Origin of the sequence: Paracoccus yeei ATCC BAA-599 (genome assembly GCF_000622145.1) — a bacterium.
Lineage (GTDB): Bacteria > Pseudomonadota > Alphaproteobacteria > Rhodobacterales > Rhodobacteraceae > Paracoccus > Paracoccus yeei.
This window is the reverse complement of sequence record NZ_JHWH01000010.1, coordinates 38,161-59,963: the sequence shown is the minus strand read 5'-3', so window position 1 is coordinate 59,963 and position 21,803 is coordinate 38,161. Positions and strand designations below refer to the sequence as shown.

18 protein-coding genes are annotated in these 21,803 nt (G+C 68.7%); 6 read left to right on the top strand and 12 right to left on the bottom strand.

The window, feature by feature from the left end:
• Position 1: 1 nt before the first annotated feature.
• From BU28_RS0107325 to BU28_RS0107275, 11 genes are all read right to left on the bottom strand, one after another.
• Complete coding sequence (locus tag BU28_RS0107325; protein WP_036762297.1) at positions 2-1,579, bottom strand: ribulokinase; 1,578 nt, start codon at positions 1,577-1,579, stop codon at positions 2-4.
• A 1-nt stretch (position 1,580) separates the two neighbouring features.
• Positions 1,581-2,276 carry an L-ribulose-5-phosphate 4-epimerase AraD gene (araD, locus tag BU28_RS0107320; RefSeq protein ID WP_028718891.1) on the bottom strand — a complete coding sequence of 232 codons (696 nt, stop codon included), beginning with the start codon at positions 2,274-2,276 and terminating at the stop codon, positions 1,581-1,583.
• Between the two features lie 57 nt (positions 2,277-2,333).
• The gene (locus tag BU28_RS0107315; RefSeq protein WP_028718890.1) at positions 2,334-3,272 is read right to left on the bottom strand and encodes an ABC transporter substrate-binding protein; all 939 of its coding nucleotides are present in this window, start codon (positions 3,270-3,272) and stop codon (positions 2,334-2,336) included.
• 36 nt (positions 3,273-3,308) lie between these two features.
• Positions 3,309-4,283 carry an ABC transporter permease subunit gene (locus BU28_RS0107310; RefSeq protein ID WP_028718889.1) on the bottom strand — a complete coding sequence of 325 codons (975 nt, stop codon included), beginning with the start codon at positions 4,281-4,283 and terminating at the stop codon, positions 3,309-3,311.
• A 1-nt stretch (position 4,284) separates the two neighbouring features.
• Positions 4,285-5,832 carry a sugar ABC transporter ATP-binding protein gene (locus BU28_RS22335; protein WP_051577987.1) on the bottom strand — a complete coding sequence of 516 codons (1,548 nt, stop codon included), beginning with the start codon at positions 5,830-5,832 and terminating at the stop codon, positions 4,285-4,287.
• Positions 5,829-6,602, bottom strand: a complete 774-nt coding sequence (locus BU28_RS0107300) for a DeoR/GlpR family DNA-binding transcription regulator (protein ID WP_028718888.1) — start codon at positions 6,600-6,602, stop codon at positions 5,829-5,831. The genes BU28_RS22335 and BU28_RS0107300 overlap by 4 nt, the downstream gene beginning before the upstream one ends.
• Positions 6,603-6,738: 136 nt before the next feature.
• Entirely contained in the window at positions 6,739-7,779 is a 1,041-nt protein-coding gene (locus BU28_RS24135) for an OmpA family protein (RefSeq protein WP_051577986.1), read from the bottom strand.
• Entirely contained in the window at positions 7,772-8,797 is a 1,026-nt protein-coding gene (locus BU28_RS24130) for a hypothetical protein (RefSeq protein WP_051577982.1), read from the bottom strand. Before BU28_RS24130 ends, BU28_RS24135 begins: the two co-directional genes overlap by 8 nt.
• Positions 8,798-9,631, bottom strand: a complete 834-nt coding sequence (locus tag BU28_RS0107285; protein ID WP_028718887.1) for a hypothetical protein — start codon at positions 9,629-9,631, stop codon at positions 8,798-8,800. It lies immediately after the preceding gene.
• A complete protein-coding gene (locus tag BU28_RS0107280; RefSeq protein WP_028718886.1) occupies positions 9,631-11,043 on the bottom strand; it encodes a hypothetical protein in 1,413 nt (470 codons plus the stop codon). The genes BU28_RS0107285 and BU28_RS0107280 overlap by 1 nt, the downstream gene beginning before the upstream one ends.
• A 203-nt stretch (positions 11,044-11,246) precedes the next feature.
• Positions 11,247-11,939 carry a FadR/GntR family transcriptional regulator gene (locus tag BU28_RS0107275; RefSeq protein ID WP_028718885.1) on the bottom strand — a complete coding sequence of 231 codons (693 nt, stop codon included), beginning with the start codon at positions 11,937-11,939 and terminating at the stop codon, positions 11,247-11,249.
• 128 nt (positions 11,940-12,067) lie between these two features.
• On the opposite strand from BU28_RS0107275, the gene BU28_RS0107270 reads away from it, so the two are divergent.
• The 4 genes from BU28_RS0107270 to BU28_RS0107255 are packed head-to-tail and all read left to right on the top strand — an operon-like array spanning position 12,068 to position 18,396.
• Complete coding sequence (locus BU28_RS0107270) at positions 12,068-12,652, top strand: TetR/AcrR family transcriptional regulator (protein ID WP_028718884.1); 585 nt, start codon at positions 12,068-12,070, stop codon at positions 12,650-12,652.
• Positions 12,653-12,662: 10 nt separating this feature from the next.
• Entirely contained in the window at positions 12,663-13,838 is a 1,176-nt protein-coding gene (locus BU28_RS22320; RefSeq protein ID WP_051577976.1) for an efflux RND transporter periplasmic adaptor subunit, read from the top strand.
• Positions 13,839-13,841: 3 nt separating this feature from the next.
• On the top strand, positions 13,842-16,955 hold the full coding sequence (locus BU28_RS0107260) for an efflux RND transporter permease subunit (protein WP_028718883.1): 3,114 nt from the start codon (positions 13,842-13,844) through the stop codon (positions 16,953-16,955).
• 58 nt (positions 16,956-17,013) lie between these two features.
• On the top strand, positions 17,014-18,396 hold the full coding sequence (locus BU28_RS0107255; RefSeq protein WP_028718882.1) for an efflux transporter outer membrane subunit: 1,383 nt from the start codon (positions 17,014-17,016) through the stop codon (positions 18,394-18,396).
• Positions 18,397-18,400: 4 nt separating this feature from the next.
• Here the strand turns inward: BU28_RS0107255 and BU28_RS0107250 are convergent, their stop codons facing one another.
• Positions 18,401-19,297 (bottom strand): LysR family transcriptional regulator, encoded by an 897-nt coding sequence (locus BU28_RS0107250; RefSeq protein WP_028718881.1) that lies wholly within the window; start codon positions 19,295-19,297, stop codon positions 18,401-18,403.
• Positions 19,298-19,401: 104 nt separating this feature from the next.
• Between BU28_RS0107250 and BU28_RS0107245 the strand changes: the two genes are divergently transcribed.
• Positions 19,402-20,601 carry an acyl-CoA dehydrogenase gene (locus tag BU28_RS0107245; protein WP_028718880.1) on the top strand — a complete coding sequence of 400 codons (1,200 nt, stop codon included), beginning with the start codon at positions 19,402-19,404 and terminating at the stop codon, positions 20,599-20,601.
• A complete protein-coding gene (locus tag BU28_RS0107240; protein ID WP_028718879.1) occupies positions 20,594-21,736 on the top strand; it encodes a CaiB/BaiF CoA transferase family protein in 1,143 nt (380 codons plus the stop codon). The genes BU28_RS0107245 and BU28_RS0107240 overlap by 8 nt, the downstream gene beginning before the upstream one ends.
• Positions 21,737-21,803: the final 67 nt, after the last annotated feature.

Here is a 21,803-nt window from a genome sequence, read left to right as displayed (position 1 = left end):
GCTAGCCATGGCCGCGCGCCCCGGCGCCTTGCAGGCGAAAGGCCCGCAGCTGCGGCAGAACCCCCGCCAGGTCCAGCGGCCGCCCTTCGCCCAGGCCGAAGTAAAGGTCGCGGAACAGGGCGTTCAGAGCGTCATAGCCGCCACGCGGGAAAAACACCCGGGTGGGCGGGCACAGGACCTGCTGTGCCGCCTGGAACGTGTCGAAGGCCCCCGCCGCCATCGCGGCAAAGATGCACGAGCCGGTGCCCACGGGGGACTGGGCGGGGACATGCACTTCGCGCCCCAGCACATCGGCATAGACCTGGTTCAGCAGGTCGTTGCGCTGCGGGATGCCGCCGGCATTGACGATGCGGGCGGTTTCCATCCCGCCCTGCTCGATGCGCTCGGTGATGATGCGGACATGCATGGCCATGCCCTCGATCGCGGCGTGCATCTCGTCCGCGGCGGTGTGGTTCAGGTCCCAGCCCAGCGTGACCGCGCCCAGGTCCGGGCGCACCAGCACCGTGCGGTCGCCATTGTCCCAGTTCAGCCGCATCAGCCCGCTGCCGCCGGGGGGCAGGTGGGCGACCTCGGCACATAGCCCCGCCACGTCGCGTCCGGCGCGCCGGGCGATGGCGTCGAAGACGTCGCCGGTGGCGGACTGGCCGGCCTCGATCCCGGTCCAGCCGGGCAGGACGCTGCCCGGCACCACGCCGCACAGGCCCGGCACCGGCGGAAAGCCCAGCGGTCCCATGGCGATGATGCAGGTCGAGGTGCCGACCACGTTCACGATGTCGCCGGGCCGCGCGCCCGCGCCCACCGCGTCCCAATGCGCGTCAAAGGCGCCGACCGGGATCGGGATGCCGGCCCGCAGCCCCAGCCGTTCGGCCCATTCTGGCGACAGGTGCCCGGCGATGGCATCCGAGGTCAGGAAGCGCCCCGCGAGGCGGTCGTTGATGCCGTCCAGCAGCGGATCGACGCGGCTCAGGAAATCCTGCGGCGGCAGCCCACCCCAGGCGGCGCCATACATCCACTTGTGCCCGGCCGCGCAGATGCTGCGCGGCAGATCGGCCGGATCGTGGATGCCGCACAGCGTCGCCGCCACCATGTCGCAATGTTCCAGCGCGGTGGCGAAGCGGTCCCGCAGGTCCGGGTTGTGGCGCAGGAAATGCAGGACCTTGGCATAGCCCCATTCGTGCGAATAGGTCCCGCCGCACCATTTCAGCGCCTCGAGCCCCTCGGCGCGGCCAAGGGCGGTGATCTCCTCGGCTTCGCGATGGGCGCGGTGGTCGCACCACAGGTAATGGTCGGCCAGCGGGCGCAGGTCCCGGTCGACCATCACGACGCTTGATCCGGTGGTGTCGCAGGCCAGCGCCGCCACCGCCTCGCCCCGGATGCCCGCCTTGGCCACCGCCTCGCGCATGGCGCGGGCCAGCGCGTCCATCTGGTCGTCGTGGGACTGCGCGCCCAGCAGCGGATCGGCGGCGCTGCGTTTCAGCGGATATGAGGCGACCGCGCCGCCCAGCGTCGCGCCGTCGTCGCAATCCATCAGGGTAACGCGCACGCTGAGCGTGCCGAAGTCGACGCCTGCGACGATCATCCTAGCCATCCTGTCCGTAAGTGGCCTGCGCACCGTGCTTGCGCAGGAAGTGGCGGTCCAGAAGCGCCTGCGAAATCGGTTGAGGATCCGGGTTCAAGACCATGGCATGCCATGCCATTTTCGCGACCTGCTCCAGGATCAGGGCGTTGTGGACGGCCTCGGCCGGGGTGCGGCCCCAGGTGAAGGGGCCATGGCCCGCGACCAGGACGGCGGGCATCGCCAGCGGGTCGAGGTCGGCAAAGGTTTCCACGATGACGGTGCCGGTGTTGCCGACGTAATCCTGTGCGATCTCCTCGGCCGTCAGGTCGCGCGTCACCGGGATCGTGCCATGGAAGTAATCGGCATGGGTGGTGCCCAGGCAGGGGATCGGCCGGTGGGACTGGGCCATGATGGTCGCATAGGTCGAATGGGTATGGACCACGCCGCCGATGTCCGCGAACGCCCGATACAGCACCGCATGGGTCGCCAGGTCCGAGGAGGGGCGCAGCCGGTTGTCCAGGCTGCGCCCGTCAAGGTCGCAGGGCACCATGTCGGCAGGGGCCAGGCGGTCATAGGCCACGCCGCTGGGCTTGATCAGGATGCGGCCGGCATCGCGGTCGATGCCGCTGGCGTTGCCGAAGGTCGAGATCACCAGCCCGTGGCGCACGGTGTCCAGATTGGCGTCAAGGACGGCGCGGCGCAGCTCGTCGTCGGTCATGGGTCGGGTTCCTCTGGGAAAGGGCCGCGCGGCGCGCGCCGCACGGCCCGTTGGTCCTTAGCGGGGCGAGGTCCAGCCCTTGTATTCGCCGATGTTGTCATGGGTGATCAACTCGGGCTCCAGCAGGACGGTGTCGGGGTCGGGCACGGTGCCCTGCAGCGCCTGATAGCCCATTTCCAGCGCCTGGCCCGCCATGGTGTAGGGGTCCTGCGAGGCCGAGGCCTTGATCAGCCCATCGCCGGATTTCAGCTCGTTCTCGATGTCGGGGGCGCCATCGACCGCGGTGATGATGAATTCGTTGCGGTTGGCCTGCTTGGCCGCCAGCGAAAAGCCGATGGCGGTCGGGTCGTTGATCGCGAACACCCCGTCGATCTTGTCGAAGCGGGTCAGCAGGGTCTGGCCCACGTTCAGCCCGCCATCGCGCGAGCCCTGCGCGTTCTGGTCGTCGGACAGGATCTTCATGTCGGGGTGCTTGGTCAGCTCGTCCTTGCAGCCCTTGACCCGGTCCAGGATCGAGGACGACGAGGGGCCGTTCACGATGACGATGTCGCCCTTGCCGCCCAGCTTTTCGGCCAGATAGGCGCAGGCCTTTTCGCCGGCCTGGACGTTGTTCGTCATCACGGTGACGGTCGCGCCGGGGGCCGACACGTCAAAGGCCGCGACGATCACGCCGGCGTCGGTCGCGCGCTTGACGGCCGGGCCGATGGCCTGGGCGTCGACCGCGTTCAGCATGATGATGTCCACGCCCGCCGCGACGAAGCTGTCGATCTGGCTGACCTGCTTGTTCAGGTCGTAGTCGGCCGAAACCGAGGTGACCTTGACGTTCGGGTTGATCTTCTTGGCCGCATCCTCGATCCCCTTGATGGTGGCGACGAAGAAGGGGTTGCCCAGAAGCCCGACCGAGATGCCGACGCTGTTGAGGTCCTTGGCCGCGACCGGCACCGCCGAGACCGCCGCCAGGGCAAGCGCCGAGGCCAGGGTTTTCGTGAAACGCATGTGGTTTTCCTCCCGTTATATGCGTTGTGAAAGGGTTCAGGTCCGCGCGCCGCCCTTCTGGCGATAGCGGTCCAGCGCCACGGCCGCGATGATGACGAGGCCCTTGACGATATATTGCCAGATGTCGCTGACCCCGATCAGGATCAGCCCGTTCGACAGCACCGCGATGATGAGCGCGCCCACGAGCGTTCCCCAGATCGAGCCGATGCCGCCGACGAAACTGGTGCCGCCCAGGATCACCGCGGCGATGGCGTCCAGTTCATAGGCCTGGCCCAGTTGCAGCCCGTTCGCCGCGTAAAGCCGCGCCGCCGCCATCGCGCCGCCCAGGCCCGCGAACAGGCCCGAGATGCCATAGACGAACAGCAGCACCAGCGGCACCTTGATGCCGGTCAGGCGCGCCGCCTCGGGGTTGCCGCCGGTGGCATAGATCCAGGTGCCAAGCACGGTGCGTTTCAGGACGAACCAGGAGGCCAGCACCACCACGAAGGCGATGATCGCAAGCCAGGGGATGCCGAACAGGCTGCCGTTGCCGATCACGTCGAAGGGCAGGTCGGGGTTGAAGACGGTGGTGTCGTTGCCCAGAAGCCGGGCTATGCCCCGGACGGCGGTCAGCGATCCCAGCGTCACGATGAAGGGCGGCAGCTTCAACGCCGATATCAGGATGCCGTTCGCAAGCCCGCAGGCCAGTCCCACCCCCATCGCCGCCGGGACGCCCAGCCAGCCGACCTCGGGGATCAGCGAGACGATGACCGCGACCATCGCCGAGGTGGCCAGGATCGAGCCCACCGACAGGTCGATCCCCCCGGTCAGGATCACGAAGGTCATCCCCGAGGCCAGGACGATGTTGATCGAGGCCTGCTGCATGACGTTCGACAGGTTGTTGACCGACATGAACCGGCCGCTCATGACCTCGAAAATCACGGCAAGCAGGATCAGCACGGGCAACATGCCCACCACGCTCATCATGGTGCGCAGGCGCTGGCGGGCGGCGGGGCTGGTCTGGTCGGTCATTTCACGCTCCTTCCGTGGCGGGTTCGGCCGCCGTTCCAGTCGTCGCGCCGGCCGCGGTGCCGGTCGACAGTTCCATGATGGCTTCCTGGCTGATCGGCTGGCCGGGGTATGATGCGACCTCGCCCGCGATATGGCCCTCGCGCATGACCAGGACGCGGTCGCAGGTGCCGATGATCTCGGCCAGTTCGCTGGATATGACGATGACGCCGACGCCGCGCCGGGCCAGCCCGTCGATCAGCTTGTAGATTTCGGATTTCGCGCCCACGTCCACGCCGCGCGTGGGTTCGTCCAGGATGACGACGCGGGGGCCGGTTTCCAGAAGCCGCGCGATCAGCACCTTCTGCTGGTTGCCGCCCGACAGCCCGCCGACCGGCATCTTGGCCGAGGGCGCCTTAACCGCCAGCGCCTTGATCGCATCGCCCGCCCGCCGTGCGGCGGCGGCGAAGTTCAGCAGTCCCCCGGTGCCCGCGTCGCGCTGGATCACGCCCACGTTCACGTTGTCGGATATGGACATGTCCAGGAACAGGCCCAGCTTGGCGCGGTCCTCGGTCAGATAGGCGATGCCGCTTGCCAGGCTGGTGCGCGGGTCCGTGGTGGCGACGGGCTTGCCGTCCAGTTCCACCGTGCCGCTGACGCGTGGATCGGCGCCATAGATCAGCCGTGCCAGCTCTGTCCGGCCCGAGCCGACCAGCCCCGCGATGCCCAGCACCTCGCCCCGGTACAGGTCGAACGAGCAGGGCTTGACCAGCCCGTCGTCCGCCATGTCGCGCACCCGCATCAGCGGCGCGCCGGAATGGTCGGGCGAGGCGATGTGTTCCTTTTTGTAGAAACTGTCCAGGTCGCGGCCGACCATCATCTGCACCAGCCGCGCCGCCGAAAGCTCGTCTCGGTCCAGCGTGCCGATATAGACCCCGTCGCGCAGGACCGAGCAGCGGTCGGCCAGGGCATAGACCTCCTCCATGCGGTGGCTGATGTAGATGATCGCGATGCCTTCGGACTTCAGCCGGGCAATGACCTCGAACAGGCGCTCGGTTTCGCGCGCCGACAGCGATGTCGTGGGCTCGTCCATCACGATCAGCCGGGCGTCGGTGGTCAGGGCGCGGGCGATTTCCACCATCTGGCGTTCGCCCAGCGACAGGGTGCCCACCAGGGTGCGCGCGTCGAAGCTGACCCCCAGCCGGTCCAGGATCGGCTGGGCGCGTTCGCGGGTGCCGGCGCGGTCCACGACGCCGCGCGTCGCGATCTCGCGCCCCAGGAACATGTTCTCGGCCACGGTCAGGTTCGGGGCCAGCGACAGTTCCTGATAGATCACGGCGACGGCGCCGCGCGCCTCGGCCTGGGGCTTTCCCTCGATGGTGATGCTGCCGCCGGGATCGGCGACATAGGCACCCGACAGGATCTTCATCAGCGTCGACTTGCCGGCGCCGTTCTCGCCCATCAGGGCATGCAGTTCGCCGCGATAGACCGTTAGGCTGACGTCGCGCAGCGCGCGCACCGGCCCGAAGGTCTTGGAGATGTTGCGCATCTCAAGGATGGGTGACGGGCTCATGGTTCCCTCTCGATCTGGGCGACGATGACCTCGACGCCCGCCCGCTCCAGCATCCGGGCATGGGCGTCGCTGAGGCCGTCGTCGGTGACGACGCGGCTGATGCGGGAAAAGGGCAGGGCGACGGTCGGGGGGCGGACGCTGAACTTGCGGCTGTCGGCCAGCAGGATCACCTCGGAGGCGGTCCGGCTCATCTCGTCGGCCAGGCGCACCAGCAGCGGGTGCTGTTCCAGGATGCCCTGGTCGCTGACCCCCAGCGCGCCGACAAAGAACTGCGCCGCATAGAAGCGCGACAGGTGGTCCGACACATCGTAAAGGATGCCCGGATCGCGATGCAGGTCGCCCCCGCCCACGGTCAGAAGGCAGGTGCCGTATTCCGACAGGTAGGCGGCCAGTGGCATCGAGTTCGTGAAGACGCGCAGGTTGCGATGTGCGATGCGGCAGCCGAAGTGAAAGCAGGTCGATCCGCCGTGGATCATGATGGCGGTGCCGTCCTGGACCAGCCGCTCGGCCTCGCGCGCGATGGCCCGCTTGGCGGCGACTGCGATGTCGCGGTTTTCCACGAAGGGCAGCGCGGCCGTGCGGGTACCGCGTTCGATCGCCGCGACCCCGCCATAGACCTTGCGGGCCCGTCCGGCGTCGTTCAGTTTTTCGATGTCGCGGCGGATGGTGGCGCCCGACACGCCGATCAGCTTTTGAAGATCGCGCACCGATGCGAAAGGTCGCTCATCCAGCAGGGCGACAATCCTGTCCTGACGCACGAAATCGCTCAACGCTCCCCCCGAGTTGCGCGGATCCTGCACAGATCGGCATTGCAGGACAGACAAAGTGTAAGCCCGCAACTGCTGCATGAGCAAGTGTAATCTTGCGGTGAAAAAGTTTCTGCATGTGCAGCATGACCCGCACGGGTCAGGGCAAGGCGGGCGGGGTGCTTGTCAGGTCCTCGCGGATGCCGTCGATCAGCGCCTCGCGGTCCACGTCCATGGCAAACATCACGCGGCGGGATTTTTCGCGGTCTTCGCTGCCGTCGGCCTGCACCACCGGCCGGGCCGAGGAATAGCCCGCCGCCGACAGGTGTTCGCGCGCCCAGGCCAGCGTCCGGGGGTCGCGGATGCCGTTCAGGCAGGTCGTCAGCGCGTTCTGCGCACGGCGCTGCGACAGGTCCAGGTTCGACAGATAGGCCTGCTCGGGCGTCTCGCCCGGCCGCCCCTCGCTCGAGGCATGGCCCTCGATCTTGAGGTTCGCGATGTCCAGTCCCGAATCGCGGAGCGTGCCGATCCAGGCGGTGCAGAAGTCGCGCAGGAAGGGCAGGTTGCGAATGCGGTCGCTGCCGGGGTCGAACAGGACGTTCTGGGGCAGGGTGATCGTGCCGTTCCCGTCGATCTGCCCGCCGGCCGCGCGGATGTCCTGGCCAAGGGCGCGGTCCAGCATGGCGACGGCGCGGTCCTGGGTCTCGGTCGCCTCGGCCAGGCGGCGGCTGGCCTGTTCGACGCTGTCCTCGCGCGCGGCCAGTTTCCGCAAGGCATCGCGCAGCTCGGCTTCGGGCGTGACCTCGACCGCGTCGGCCAGGGTCAGGCGGGTGTCGGGGGACAGCTCCACCGTGGCCTGCATCAGGCGCTTCAGATCTTCCTCGCGCATGAAGCGGCTGTATTGGCTGGTTTCGGCCAAGGCCTGTTCGCCGCCGACGATGCCCGCCTCGCGCAGCGTGCGGGCCAAGTCGAAGGTGCCGTCGGACAGGCCGGCGACCAGATCCTGCTTTTGCTGCTCGGTCAGTTCGCCGAGGCGGTCGGCCACGGTGATCGAGCGTTTCTCGGTGTCCACTTGCCACCAGGTGAACAGCAGAAGCAGGCAGAAGGCCAGCAGGATGAAGGCCTCGGCCACGGTCAGGCCCATGATCGCGCCGCGCTTGTAGTCGCGGCTGCCGCCGGGGCGGGGCGCGATCCTAGGCATCGCCCGAGCCTTGGGGCGCGACCTGGTCCAGGCGGCGGGCGGCGTTCGACAGGGCGGCGCCCAGGGCCTCGGTCTCGGCCTCGATCCGGGCGCCGAGGCTTTCGGCCCAGTCCGCCCCGCCGGTCGCGGCGGCGTTCAGCCGGGCAAGGCTTTGTTCCGTGCCCAGGGCCAGGGCCTCGGCGCTGGCTTTCAGGCTGTCCACGCTTTGCGCCACGGCCTGCGCCGCCCCGGCCTGGTCGCGGCTGAAGGTCTGCGCGACCTGCGCCAGTTCGGTCATGGCCTGGCGGATCGCCTCGCAGGCGGCGGTCGAGCTTTCGCGCACCGCCTCGGTCACGTCGGCCATGACCTGATCGGTCTGGGCGCGCATGGTGTCGCGCAGCGCCGGGCCGAAGTCGGCGGCCGATTTCAGCAGTTCGGCCTGCATCTGGGCCATCAGCCGATCCATCGCCTCGCGCATCCTGTCCTCGCGCTCGGAGGCGTGTTGCAGGCTTTCGGTCGAGAAGTTCTTGACCCGGCCCAGGCTGACGCCCAGTTCGGACCGGAAGCGCCGGGCGGCCTCATCCAGCTCGATCCTCGTGCGGCGTTCGCGCAGGTCCAGATCGACGCGCAGTTGCATCATCAGCACCCGCAGGAACACCCCCACGATGGTGGACGACAGTGCCACCCCAAAGCCCGAGATCACCTGCGGGATCAGGTCGGCGCGCGTCTCCGGCGCGGCCTCGACCACGAAATACAGCGTCACGGCCAGGCTGGTCAGCGTGAACAGGAAGCCGAGGTAATAGCAGTTGTCGCCGATGGTTTCCGTATCCAGCCGCAGCCGGGTCGCGGCATAGCTGAACAGCGCATAGGCGACCAGGACGGCGGCGGCGAAGCCCGCGGTCAGCAGCGCCGGCGCCTGGGCCAGCTTCAACGCGATGCCGCCAACGGTGCCTGCCAGGAAGGCCAGCGCCAGCGGCAGGCTGTCCAGCATCGGCCGGGGCCCCCGGCCATACAGCCGGTCGGGGTCGCCGCGCGCCATCTAAAGGTCCCCCAGGCGTTTCAAGACCGGCAGATGCGCCCCCTGGACGTCGAAATAGCGCGCCCAGAAATCCTCCAGCACGGCGGGGTCGTCGACGCCCTCCAGCGGGCGCGGCACCTGGAAGATGCGGATCTCGGCATCGCCGAGCGTCGCCCCCAGCCGCTGGTAGGCCGGGGATTTCGCAAAGCTTTGCCAGTCGTTCCCGCGATAGAAGCTGAGCGCGTCGCTGTGTTGCAGCAGGTCCGACACCAGCAGGACCCGGCGCGGCCCGTCATAGGTGACAAAGCCCGGCGTGTCCGCGATCAGCGCCTGCAGGGATTCCATGATGGGGGACTGCTTGGCGCCGCTGGCCGCCGTCATCCGGGCGATGTTGTCCTGCAGGGGCTGCAGGAAGCGGTCGCGATAGCGCTTGGCGATCAGGCCCGGGTTCTGGGTCAGGGCGCTGGCGGTGCTGACGTCCTGCGGCTTGCAGAGCGGCGGCGTCGCGCCCCATTGGTCCGGGTCGGCGCTGACCACCCCCAGGGTAAACTGGGTTCCCTGCGGCGCATCGTCGATCTCTTGTTCCAGATAGCCCAGAAGCTGGGATTTCTGCGCGGGCGACAGGGCGTCGGTCAGGTCCAGCAGGATCGCCGTCATGCCGACGGGGCCGGTGGCCGTGGGGCAAAGCGTGGTCTGGTCGATGGCCGCGGCGCGCTGCTGGCGGCTGTGCCACCAGGCGGCGGCGCCCATGCCGGCCGACAGCAGCACGGCCAGGATCACGATGCCCGCGGTCTTGAGGCCGCCGCCATGGCCCCGGCCGCGGCTGTGGCGGCGGCGTCTGGACCGCGCCGCCATCAGGCCCGCCCCGCCGCCAGGTGGTCGCCGCGCTGGATTTCTTCGGGCAGGCGAAACTCGCGGCGGGCGTTTTCGAACTGCGCAAAGATGTCGGCGATGGCGGCATCGACGGTCTCGGTGACCTTGGCGGCCTCGGCCTCGGCATTGGTCTTGCGCCCGTCCTCGATCCGGGCGGGGGTGAAGGCGGCAAAGCGGTGGACGCGGGCAAAGCTGGGCGGCGCGGGTTCGGTCCGGGCGTTGCGGTTCGCGTCGCGATAGACCGCCAGCAGATGCGCCAGCTTCAGATCGCACTGTTCCAGGAAGGTTTCCAGATGCGCGTTCAGCGCGCTTTGGCCGAACAGCGCGTCGATGGCCTCGGTGATGCCGTCGCGCACCTGGCGGTCGGCGTCGCGCAGCTCCTCGATCGCTTCGTCGCGGCGGTCGGTCAGTTCGTCCAGCGCACGGGTCATGTCGATCTCGTGCCGGCGGCGGGCGCGGGCCAATTCGCCTTCGACCTGGGAATAGCCGGGGAACGGGTCCTCGGCAGTCCAGCCCTTGAGAAAGGCGAGGGTCGAGATGAAGCCGCCGATCCCCACCAGGATCCAGCTGTCCATGCCGGTCAGCGCCACGGGGCCGGCGGTCAGGTTCGGGACCGCCTGGCGCAACGCGGCCTCCCATGTCGCGCCGGCGTCGATCAGGTCGCGAAAATGGGCGATCATCAGGTTCAGCGCGACCGCGAACCCGATCCAGGCCAGGATCACCAGCAGGCCGAACAGCTTTTTCAGCAGGTTGGTGTGGTTCACATAGCGCGCGAAATAGCCCATCAGGATGCTGACCAGAACGTTCAGCGCCGAAAAGATGAAGGCGGTCAGCAGCCCGCCCAGCAGCCCGGATTCGTTCCCGCGCGAGAACATGAAGCTGTTCATCGCCGATTCGATGACGATGTAGATGACCGCCAGCGCGGCGAACTTGACCCAGCCCTCGAACTGTCGGGCGGGGCGGATCAGCCGGTGCCGGTCGCGGAAATGGCGGCGATAGGTATAGGTTTCGTTCAGCCGCTCGATGGTCGGCGTCATCGTCGTCTTCCATCCCTGGACCGAGGCGCCGAATTCGTTGCGCGCGCGGCCCGCGACGATCTCGACCTCTTTCTTGGCGTCGCCCGCGCGGGCCAGGCGTTCGTTGTAGACGCGGCGATACTGTTCGTAGTTCTCCAGCCCGGTGCGGCGCAGCGCCTCGATCCGGGTGATGATCGCGGTCTCGATATGATCGGGCTCCTGCGCGGAAGGCTCGGGCTGGTTGCGGGCCCCCCGGTCGCGGCCCTGGGATTCAAGCGCCAGCTCGCGCTGGATCTTTTCCTCGTCGATCTCGGGGAAAACCGACAGGGTCGAGATCACATCGTCCGACCGGAACATGGCCTTCAGGCGCTCTAGCATGGGTTTCCTTCGAATCGGGCGTGGTGGTGAGGGGCCCTAATGTCCGGGGACGGCGGGCCGCCGCAAGTTAACAAATTCGTTCACCCGACGTCCAACGCCCGGGGGATAATCGGTTAAGCGCCTGTCAGAATGCGGGGAATGGGCGGAAGTTGAAAGTCCGGCGCGTTTCACATGCCCGAGAGGTCGGGCCGGGGTCCCAGGGCTCAGGCCCCGCCGGTGATGCCCGCGACCGCCCGGGCCACGCGGTCCAGGTGGCGCTGCATCGCGTCCTGGGCCGCGGCCTCGTCCCCGTCGGCGATGGCGGCGGCGATCAGGCGATGCTCGGCGTTCGAGGCCATGCGGCGGTCGGCCATCATGTTCACCAATTCGGACTGCTTTTGCAGCGCATCGCGCGATTCCGCGACGATCCGGGCGAACAGGGCGTTCTGCCCCGCCTGGGCGATCAGCCCGTGGAACTCGGAATCGAGCCCGACCCAGGTCAGGCTGGCGACCTGCCGCTCCATCTGGTCGCACAGCGCAAGCAGGCGGGAAAGCTGTTCCGGGGTGCGGCGCAGCGCGGCAAGGCCGGCGGCGGGGATCTCGATATGGGGGCGTGCCTCGATCAGGTCGCGCGCGGTCACGTCGCCGAAGGCCAGGTCCGCCTGCTGCCGGTCCGAGATGACAAAGCTGCCGCTGCCCGACCGCGCGCGGGTCAGGCCCAGCGTCTGCAGCGACCGCATCGCCTCGCGGATGATGGGGCGGCTGACGCCGTAGCTGCGGCCCAGCTTTTCCTCGGACGGCAGGCGGCTGCCCACGGGAATGCGGCCCGACAGGATGGCACGGCGCAGGTCCTCGAACACGACCTCGGCCGCATTCTTGCGGCTGATCGGCAGCTTTTCGTCCAGCCAGTCCTGCACGCCTTCCCCCTGACCCCTTGCGAGGGAACTGTGACGCATCGCGGGGGCCTGGGCAAGTTGCCGGGGCGGGTTGACGCGCCGCAGCGATTTATTTACGAACGGTCGTACGGAAATAATCGAGGCAGACCGTGGGACGCAAGCGCAGCATCGACCGCGACGAACTGATGCGGGCCGTCGACGCGGTCGCCCGCCGCGCCGGCGTCAGCGGCCTGTCCATCGACGCCGTCGCCAAGGAGGCGGGCGTCAGCAAGTCCAGCGTGGTCTATGACTGCCAGGGCAAGGCCGGCCTGCTGGCCGAATTCACGCGCTCGCAGATCGCGCAGTTCCACGACCGGGTCGAGGATGCGCTGAACCGCCGCCAGGGCCAGTCCAACGCCTTCCTGCGGGCCCTGATCGACGAATTCCGCACCGCGCCCACCGACGACGACATCGCCATCACGATGCTGATCAGCGCCTGCATGGGCGAGAATGCCGAATGCCGCGAGATCATGCAGCAGGCCCTGTCCACCGACGCCAGGCGCATCGCCGCCGAAGCGGCTGAGCCGCGCCAGATGCTGCGCGTCCTGTTGACGCTGCACGGCATGATGTTCGTCGAACGTTTCGGTTTTCACCGCTTCGACGACGTGACCCGCAACGAAATCCTGGATGACCTGATGGCGCTCGCGGAACGCGATCCCGGCGCCGACCTGACCGAAAAGCCCTCCTCAGACTGAAAGACAGACCATGCATTCCGACAGATTTCCAGGCCGCATCGCCTGGCTGGCCGCCCTTTTCCTGCTGGCGCCCCCGGCCCTGGCGCAAGAGCTTCCCCCGCCCGTGGTCAGCGTCCAGACCATGACCCCCGAGGCGCTGCCCATCGTGAACGAGCTGCCGGGCCGGGTCGCCGCCACCCGCACCGCCGAGGTGCGTCCGCGCGTGGGCGGCATCGTGGTCAGCCGTGTCTTTGAACAGGGCAGCCGCATCGAGGAAGGCGCGGTTCTTTACAAGATCGACCCGGCGCCCTTCGCGGTCCGCGTCGCCAGCGCCCAGGCGACGCTCGCCCGGGCCGAGGCCACGCGCGACAACGCCAGGGACCAGATGGCCCGGGCCGAGGCGCTGCGCGAACGCCGCGTGACCGCGGGCGTCGATCTGGAAAACGCCGCCACCACCCTGGCCCAGGCCGAGGCGGACGTGGCCATCGCCCGCGCCGCCCTGCAAGAGGCCGAGTTGAACCTGGGCTATACCGACGTCACCGCGCCGATCTCGGGCGTGGTCGGCCGCGCCCTGGTGACCGAGGGGGCGCTGGTCAATGCCCAGTCCGACGTGATGGCGACGATCCAGCAACTGGATCCGGTCTATGTGGACGTGACGCAATCGGCGTCGGAACTGTTCGCGCTGCGCCGGGCGCGCGACGCCGGCCGGCTGGTGATGGCCAGCGAGAACGAGGCGCGGGTCCAGCTGATCTTCGACGACGGCAGCGAATATCCCCATCCGGGCCGGCTGCTGTTCTCGGAAGCCAGCGTCGACAGCACGACCGGGCAGATCACGCTGCGGGCGGAATTCCCGAACCCCGACGGCGTGTTGCTGCCCGGGCTTTACGTTCGCGCCCGCGTCGAACAGGCGGTGCGCGAAAACGCCCTGACCATCCCGCAGATGGCGGTGCAGCGCGACCAGTCGGGCCGGGCCTATGTCTATGCGCTGAAGGATGCCGACACGGTCGAGCGCCGCGACGTGACCCTGGGCCAGACCACCGGCAACCGCTGGCTGGTCGAAAGCGGCCTCGAGCCGGGCGACAAGGTCGTCGTCGCCGGCGCGCAGAAGCTTTACCCCGACGCCAAGGTCGTGCCCCAGCCCGTCGAGGCGGCCGACGAGAAGGCCGAGGCCGAGACCGCTCCGGCGGTGCAGGAAGCGCGGGGCTAAACCATGGCACAATTCTTCATCACCCGCCCGGTCCTGGCCTGGGTGATCTCGATCTTCATCGTCATTGCGGGGCTGATCTCGCTGCCCAGCATTCCGGTGGCGCAATATCCGCAGGTCGCCTGGCCGCAGATCACCATCTCGACCAGCTACACCGGCGCCGCACCGGGCGAGATCAACCAGTCCGTCGCCCAACCCATCGAGGATGAGCTGAACGGTGTCGAGGGGCTCGCCTATTACGAATCCGTCTCGGACAGTTCCGGCGCCATGTCGATCACCGCAACCTTCGAGCCCGGAACCGACGTCGCGCGCGCCCAGGTCGATGTGCAGAACGCCGTCGCGCGGGTCGAACCGCTGCTGCCGCAAAGCGTGGTGGACCAGGGCGTGCTGGTCGAGGAGGCCGGTTCGGGCTTTCTGATGATGGTCGCGCTGACCTCGGACGACGGATCGCTGAACGACATCGCGCTGGGGGACTACATCAACCGCAACGTCGCGGGCGAAATCCGCCGGATCGAGGGCGTGGGCCGGGCGCAGGTCTTTGCCCCCGAACGGGCGTTGCGCATCTGGATCGACCCGGCCAAGATGACCGGCCTGAACCTGTCCAGCGCCGATGTGGTGGCGGCGGTGCGGGCGCAGAACGCCCAGGTGTCCGCCGGCAAGGTCGGCGCGGACCCGAACCCCGTGGGCCAGCAACTGACCGCGAACGTGCTGATCAAGGGACAGCTTTCCGACCCCGAGGAGTTCGGCAAGATCGTGCTGCGCGCTAACCCGGACGGATCGGCCGTCCTGCTACGCGACGTGGCCCGCATCGAGATCGGGGCCGAAACCTACAGCTTCGGCTCGCGCATCAACGGCAAGCCGGCGGCGGCGATGGGCATCCAGCTGTCGACCACCGGCAACGCGCTGAACACCTCCGAGGCGGTGCATGCCAAGATGGAGGAGCTGTCCCAGTTCTTTCCGCAGGGCGTGAGCTACCAGATTCCCTACGACACCACGCCCTTCGTCGAGGCCTCGATCGAAAAGGTGCTGCACACCCTGGTCGAGGCGATGGTGCTGGTCTTTGCGGTGATGTTCCTGTTCCTGCAGAACTTCCGCTATACGATCATCCCGACCATCGTGGTGCCCATCGCGCTGGCCGGCACCGTCGCCGTCATGCTGGTGGCGGGGTTCTCGATCAACGTGCTGACCATGTTCGCCATGGTGCTGGCCATCGGCATCCTGGTCGATGACGCCATCGTGGTGATCGAGAACGTCGAGCGCATCATGGCGACCGAAGGGCTGCCGCCCAAGGAAGCCACGCAAAAGGCCATGGGCCAGATTTCCGGCGCCATCGTCGGCATCACGCTGGTGCTGGCGGCGGTGTTCGTGCCGATGGCGTTCTTCCCGGGCTCGTCCGGGATCATCTATCGCCAGTTCGCGCTGACCATGGTCACGGCGATCCTGTTCTCGGCCTTCCTGGCGCTGACGCTGACCCCGGCGCTCTGCGCGACCTTCCTCAAGCCGATCAAGGGCCATCACGAACGGCGCGGCTTCTTTGGCTGGTTCAACCGCAACTTCGACCGCCTGACCGCGCGTTATGGCCGGTCCGTGTCGCTGGTGACGCGGCGGCGGCTGGTGATGATGGTGTTCTATCTGGTGCTGGTCGGGGCCACGGCCTTCGGCTTCCTGCGCCTGCCCACCAGCTTCCTGCCGAACGAGGACCAGGGCTTCATCATCACGGACGTGCAGACGCCGCCTGCCGCCAGCTCGAACCGCACCGACCAGGTGCTGGCTGCCGCGACCCAGATGTATGCCGCCATGCCCGAGGTGGAAAACACCGTCTCGATCCGGGGCTTCAGCTTTTCGGGGCAGGGGCCGAACGCGGGGCTGATCTTCACCACCTTCAAGGACTGGGGCGAGCGCGAGCGCAGCGCCGAGGACATCGCGATGGCGGCGAACATGCAGCTTTTCGGCTATCAGGACGCGCAGGCCTTCGCGCTGTCCCCGCCGCCGATCCCCGGCTTCGGCACCACGGGGGGCTTCAGCTTCCGCCTGCAGGACCGCGGCGGGCAGGGGCAAGAGGCGCTGCTGGCTGCCGCAGGGCAGATCATGGCCGAGGCCCAGAAGGGCGGCATCGTCACCGGCCTGCGGATCGAGGGACTGCCTTCGGCCGCGCAGGTCTTCGTCACCATCGACCGGGAAAAGGCCAATGCCTTCGGCGTGACCTTCGCCGACATCTCGGCCACGATCTCGCAGTACCTGGGCTCGGCCTATGTCAACGACTTCCCCAACGCCGGCAAGATGCAGCGCGTCATGGTCCAGGCCGACGACAATGCCCGCATGAGCACCGAGGACATCCTGGCCCTGACCGTGCGCAACACGAACGGCGGCATGGTGCCCTTTTCGTCCTTTGCCAGCGTGACCTGGGAACAGGGGCCGTCGCAGGTGGTGGGCTATAATGGCTATCCGTCGATCCGCATCGCCGGCAACGCCGCGCCGGGCTACAGCTCCGGGGCCGCCATGGCCGAGATGGAGCGCCTGGCCGAGCAGCTGCCGCAGGGCTTCGGCTATGAATGGACCGGCCAGTCACTCGAGGAGATCCAGGCCGGGTCGCAGGCGACGCTGCTTTATGCCATGAGCATCCTGTTCGTCTTCCTGCTGCTGTCGGGGCTTTACGAAAGCTGGTCGATCCCCTTGTCGGTGATGCTGGTGGTGCCGTTGGGCGTCCTTGGCTGCGTGGTCGCCGTCCTGCTGCGCGACATGCCGAACGACATCTACTTCAAGGTGGGGCTGATCGCGATCATCGGGCTGTCGGCCAAGAACGCCATCCTGATCGTCGAGTTCGCCAAGGACCTGCGCGAACAGGGCCAAAGCCTGATCGAGGCGGCGGTGACGGCCGCGAAGCTGCGCTTCCGCCCGATCCTGATGACTTCGCTGGCCTTCACGCTGGGCGTGGTGCCGCTGGCCATTGCCACCGGTCCCTCGGCCGCCAGCCAGAACGCCATCGGCACCGGGGTCATCGGCGGCATGATCGCGGCCACCGTTCTGGCGATCTTCTTCGTGCCGGTGTTCTTCGTCTTTGTGCTGGGCCTGTTCAGCCGGGCGCGCGGCCGCGCGGCGGGTCCCCAGCCGGCCGAATGACCGGCCTTCGCGCGGGCCTTCGGGCCTGCGCGCCCCCTCACTCCATCCGAGACCTGACATGAGACAACATACCCTTTCGCGCCGCATGATGCTGGGCGCCATGGCCTCGACGCTTGCGCTGGCGGCCTGCGCGCCGGGCGGGGGCGGCCTGACCGCGCCCAAGGCCGATCTGCCCGAACGCTTCGCCGCCGACAGCCCTGCCCGCCGCGCCGGCAGCAACATCTGGTGGGCGGCCTTCCGCGACAGCCGGCTGGACGGGCTGATCGCCGCCGGGCTGAAGCGGAACCTGGACGTGCAGACCGCCGTCTCGGTGATCCGCGAGGCGCAGGCCAATGCCCGGCTGGTCGGTGCGAACGACCTGCCGCAGGCGACCGTTTCGGGCGCCGCGAACCGGGGCGACAGCGAAGGCACCGGCATCGTTTCCGACACCACCTCGGCCACGCTGGGCGTGTCCTGGCTGATCGACATCTTCGGCCAGAACCGCGCGGCGCGGCAGGGCGCGGCGGCGCAGCTGGACGCGGCCTATTCCTCGGCCGAAGTGGCGCGGCTGACGGTCGCCAGCGCCATCGCCTCGGCCTATGTCGACGCGCGCTATTACCAGGAGGCCCTGGCCCTGACCCGGCAAAGCCTGGAAAGCCGCAAGCGCACCCTGGCCCTGACCCGCGAACAGGACGTGCTGGGCAGCGTGTCGCGCATCGAGGTGCTGCAGGCCGAACAGCTCGTCACCCAGGCCGAGGCCGCGCTGCCTGCACTGGAAGTCGGGCGCGATCAGGCCATCAACCGGCTGGCGACGCTGACCGCCGGGCGCAGCGCCGACATCGCCGCCCAGCTGCGGCGCGGCGGGGGTCAGCCCCGCGCCCGCTATCGCGCCAGCGTCGGCGTTCCGGCCGATGTGGTCCGCGCCCGCCCCGACGTCCGCGTGGCCGAGGCGAACCTGGCCGCCGCCGTCGCCGCCGTGGGCGAGGCGCGCGCCGCCTTCTATCCCAAGCTGACGCTGTCGGGGACTGTCACGCCCATCAACATCTCGGGCGGCGGCAGCGCCAAGACCTGGGGCTTTGGCCCGCAGCTTTCGGTGCCGCTGTTTTCCGGCGGCGCCAACCAGGCCCGGCTGTCGGCGGCCCAGGCCCGGGCCGAACAGGCGCGGCTGGCCTGGCAGGCATCGGTGCTGAAGGCGGTGGAAGAGGTCGAGAACGCCCTGGCCGGCTATAACCGCGATGCCCGCGCCGTCGATGCGCAAAGCCGGCTGGTCAGCAATGCCAGCGAATCCGTCAGCCTGACCCAGACCTCCTATGAACTGGGCGAGGCCGGCTTCTTCCCGGTGCTGGATGCCGAGCGCACCCTGCTGTCGGCGCGGCAGGAACTGGCCGGCGCGGTGCGCCAGCAGGCGCTGAACTTCATCGCGCTCAGCGCGGCCTCGGCCGGGGGCGTGGGGCTGAACTGACGGCTCAGGGCGCGGCAGCGATGCTGCGCCCCAGCCAGTCGCGGAAGGCCTGCAGAGGTTTTCCCTCGGCCCGGTCTTCGGGCCACGCCAGCCAATAGGCGCCGGGTCCCGCGACGCCGGGCCGCAGGATCGGCAGAAGCCGCCCCTCGGCGATCTCGGGGCGCGCCAGATAGTCGGGCAGCAACGCCACCCCCAGCCCCGAGATCGCCGCCTGCACCATCATGGAAAACTGGTCCATCACCATCCCGTCGATCCGGGCGGGGGGCGCCGCCCCTTGTCCCCGGAACCAGGCCGCCCAGGCATCGGACCGGGTCGCCAGTTGCAGCAGCACCATGCCGTGCAGGTCGGCGGGGCCCGCGACCGGATGGGCCGTCAGCAGCGCGGGGCTGGCGCAGGCCGTCAGGCGTTCGTCGAACAGTTTCAGATGCGCCGCCCCCGGCCAGCCGTCGCTGCCGTAATAGATCATCGCGTCAAAGCGTTCCGTGGCAAAGTCGAAGCGGGTGAAGCGGGTCGTCAGGTTCACCGTGACGCCCGGATTGGCCGACAGGAAATCGGGCAGCCGCGGCGCCAGCCAGCGCGTGCCGAAGGTCGGCAGGACGGCCAGGTCCAGCGTCCCGCCGTCGGGATTGGCGACCAGCGCCATGGTTGCGCGCTGGATACTGCCCAGCGCCGCCGCGATGTCGCGATGATAGCGCAGCGCGGCCTCGGTCGGGTGCAGGCGCTTGCGGCGGCGAAGGAACAGGGGCTGGCCCAACTGTGCCTCGAGCGTCTGGACCAGGCGGCTGACCGTGCTTTGCGTCAGCGCGAGGTCCTGGGCCGCCCGCGTCACCGATCCGGTGCGCATCACCGCGTCGAAGGCCGTCAGCAGGCCAAGGCCCGGCAGGTAGCGCCGTTGCCGCATGTTCATGCATCCTATGCATCAAGTCATGCGGATTATCCGCTTTTTCGGGGCAAGGGAAAGCTGGTATTGCATGACCCGAGCACAGGACAGGAAGGGGGGCCGCGATGGCGACCGGATCACACAAGGGCGCGCCGTTTTCATGGGCCGACCCGTTTCTGCTTGAGGATCAGCTGACCGAGGAAGAGCGGATGATCCGCGACAGCGCGGCCGCCTTTGCCGCCGAGCGGCTGGCCCCGCGCATCAAGGACGCCTATCTGCACGAAACGACCGACCCCGCGATCTTTTCCGAAATGGGGCAGGCGGGGCTGCTGGGCGTCACCGTGGCCGACGAACATGGCGGCGCGGGCGCGTCCTATGTGGCCTACGGGCTGGTCGCGCGCGAAATCGAACGCATCGACAGCGGCTATCGCAGCATGGCCTCGGTCCAGTCGTCGCTGGTGATGTTCCCGATCGAGGCCTATGGCAGCGCGGAACAGAAGCGCACATACCTGCCCCGGCTGGCCAGCGGCGAATGGATCGGCTGCTTTGGCCTGACCGAGCCCGATGCCGGCTCCGACCCGGCCGGGATGCGGACGCGGGCCCGCAAGGTCGATGGCGGCTATGTGCTGTCGGGCACCAAGACCTGGATCACCAACGCCCCCATCGCCGATGTCTTCGTGGTCTGGGCGAAATCGGACGCGCATGGCGGCAAGGTGCGCGGCTTTGTGCTGGACAAGGGCACGCCCGGCCTCAGCGCCCCCAGGATCGAGGGCAAGCTGAGCCTGCGCGCCTCGGTCACGGGTGGGATCGTGATGGAGGATGTCGAACTCCCCGAGGATGCGATCCTGCCCGGCGTCGAGGGCATGGGCGGTCCCTTTGGCTGCCTGAACCGCGCGCGCTATGGCATCAGCTGGGGCGCGATGGGCGCGGCCGAGGATTGCTGGTTCCGCGCCCGCCAATACGGGCTGGACCGCCAGCAGTTTGGCCGCCCGCTGGCCGCGACACAGCTTTTCCAGAAGAAACTGGCCGACATGCAGACCGAGATCGCGCTTGGCCTGCAAGCCTCCCTCCGCGTCGGGCGGCTGCTGGACGAAGGCCGCTTCGCGCCCGAGATGATTTCCATCGTCAAGCGCAACAACTGCGGCAAGGCGCTGGAGATCGCCCGCATGGCCCGCGACATGCACGGCGGCAACGGGATCTCCATCGAATACCACGTCATGCGCCACGCCCAGAACTTGGAGACGGTGAACACCTACGAAGGCACCCACGACGTGCACGCCCTGATCCTGGGCCGCGCGCAGACCGGGCACCAGGCCTTTGGCTGAGCCGCCGCTGAAGGGGCTGCGGGTGGTCGAACTGGCCCGCATCCTGGCCGGGCCCTGGATCGGGCAGACCCTGGCCGACCTTGGCGCCCAGGTCATCAAGGTCGAGGCGCCCGAGGGCGACGACACCCGCCGCTGGGGCCCGCCCTTCATCGACCGGTCCCGGCCAGACGGCACGGCCGAGCGCGTCGCCGCCTATTTCCACGCGGCCAATCGGGGCAAGACCTCGGTCACCTGCGATTTCAACGATGCCGAGGATCTGGCACGGCTGCGCGCGTTGGTCCGCGACGCGGATGTGGTGATCGAGAATTTCAAGGTCGGGGGGCTGGCCCGCTTCGGGCTGGACTATCCGACGCTGGCGGCGGACAATCCGGGGCTGGTCTACGCCTCGATCACGGGCTTCGGCCAGGACGGGCCGCGCGCCAGCCAGCCCGGATACGATTTCCTGATCCAGGGCATGTGCGGCATCATGGACCTGACCGGCGACCCGTCCGGCGAACCGCAGAAGGTCGGCGTGGCCTGGATCGACATCTTCACCGGGCTTTACGGCACCATCGCCGTGCAGGCGGCGCTGGCCGAGCGCGCGCGTTCGGGCCGGGGGCAGCACCTGGACCTGTCGCTGCTGGATTGCGGCACGGCGGTGCTGGCGAACCAGGCGACGAACTATCTGCTGGGCGGGACGGTGCCGCACCGGCTGGGCAATGCGCATCCCAATATCGTCCCCTATCAGCTGTTTCCCACCGCCGACGGGCACGCGATCATCGCCTGCGGCAACGACCGGCAATTCGCGGCGCTCTGCCGGGTGTTGGGGCTGTACGGGCTGGCGCAGGACCCCGATTACGCCACGAACCCCGCCCGCGTCGCCAATCGCGCGGCGCTGGTGCCGCTGCTGGCCCAGGCCACGGGCCGGATGACCCGAGCCGCGCTGATCGCCGCGCTGGACGCGGCCGGGGTGCCGGTCGGACCCGTCAACGACGTGGCCGAGGGACTGGCCGATCCGCAGATCGCCGCCCGCGGCCTGCGCATCGCGCCCGAAGGCATCGCGGGCCTGCGCACGCCGATCCTGTTCTCGCGCAGCACGCTGGACACGGCCCGCGCCGCCCCGGCCCTGGGCGCGGGCGACTGGCGCTGGGGCTAGGTTCCCCCGGAACCGCCCCCGCCGCGCCGCGTTCCCTTGCCGTGCGGCGCCAAGGCCGGATCGCGTG

What these genes read in the sequence shown, in the direction of transcription:
- BU28_RS24130 (WP_051577982.1), bottom strand. Translation starts at nt 8,797, where the DNA reads ATGGCGCGCGGCGACCCCGACCGGCTGTATGGCCGGGGGCCCCGGCCG.
- BU28_RS0107255 (WP_028718882.1), top strand. Translation starts at nt 17,014, where the DNA reads ATGAGACAACATACCCTTTCGCGCCGCATGATGCTGGGCGCCATGGCC.
- BU28_RS22320 (WP_051577976.1), top strand. Translation starts at nt 12,663, where the DNA reads ATGCATTCCGACAGATTTCCAGGCCGCATCGCCTGGCTGGCCGCCCTT.
- BU28_RS0107310 (WP_028718889.1), bottom strand. Translation starts at nt 4,283, where the DNA reads ATGACCGACCAGACCAGCCCCGCCGCCCGCCAGCGCCTGCGCACCATG.
- BU28_RS0107245 (WP_028718880.1), top strand. Translation starts at nt 19,402, where the DNA reads ATGGCGACCGGATCACACAAGGGCGCGCCGTTTTCATGGGCCGACCCG.
- BU28_RS0107250 (WP_028718881.1), bottom strand. Translation starts at nt 19,297, where the DNA reads ATGCGGCAACGGCGCTACCTGCCGGGCCTTGGCCTGCTGACGGCCTTC.
- BU28_RS0107315 (WP_028718890.1), bottom strand. Translation starts at nt 3,272, where the DNA reads ATGCGTTTCACGAAAACCCTGGCCTCGGCGCTTGCCCTGGCGGCGGTC.
- BU28_RS0107285 (WP_028718887.1), bottom strand. Translation starts at nt 9,631, where the DNA reads ATGGCGGCGCGGTCCAGACGCCGCCGCCACAGCCGCGGCCGGGGCCAT.
- BU28_RS0107280 (WP_028718886.1), bottom strand. Translation starts at nt 11,043, where the DNA reads ATGCTAGAGCGCCTGAAGGCCATGTTCCGGTCGGACGATGTGATCTCG.
- araD (WP_028718891.1), bottom strand. Translation starts at nt 2,276, where the DNA reads ATGACCGACGACGAGCTGCGCCGCGCCGTCCTTGACGCCAATCTGGAC.
- BU28_RS0107260 (WP_028718883.1), top strand. Translation starts at nt 13,842, where the DNA reads ATGGCACAATTCTTCATCACCCGCCCGGTCCTGGCCTGGGTGATCTCG.
- BU28_RS22335 (WP_051577987.1), bottom strand. Translation starts at nt 5,832, where the DNA reads ATGAGCCCGTCACCCATCCTTGAGATGCGCAACATCTCCAAGACCTTC.
- BU28_RS24135 (WP_051577986.1), bottom strand. Translation starts at nt 7,779, where the DNA reads ATGCCTAGGATCGCGCCCCGCCCCGGCGGCAGCCGCGACTACAAGCGC.
- BU28_RS0107325 (WP_036762297.1), bottom strand. Translation starts at nt 1,579, where the DNA reads ATGATCGTCGCAGGCGTCGACTTCGGCACGCTCAGCGTGCGCGTTACC.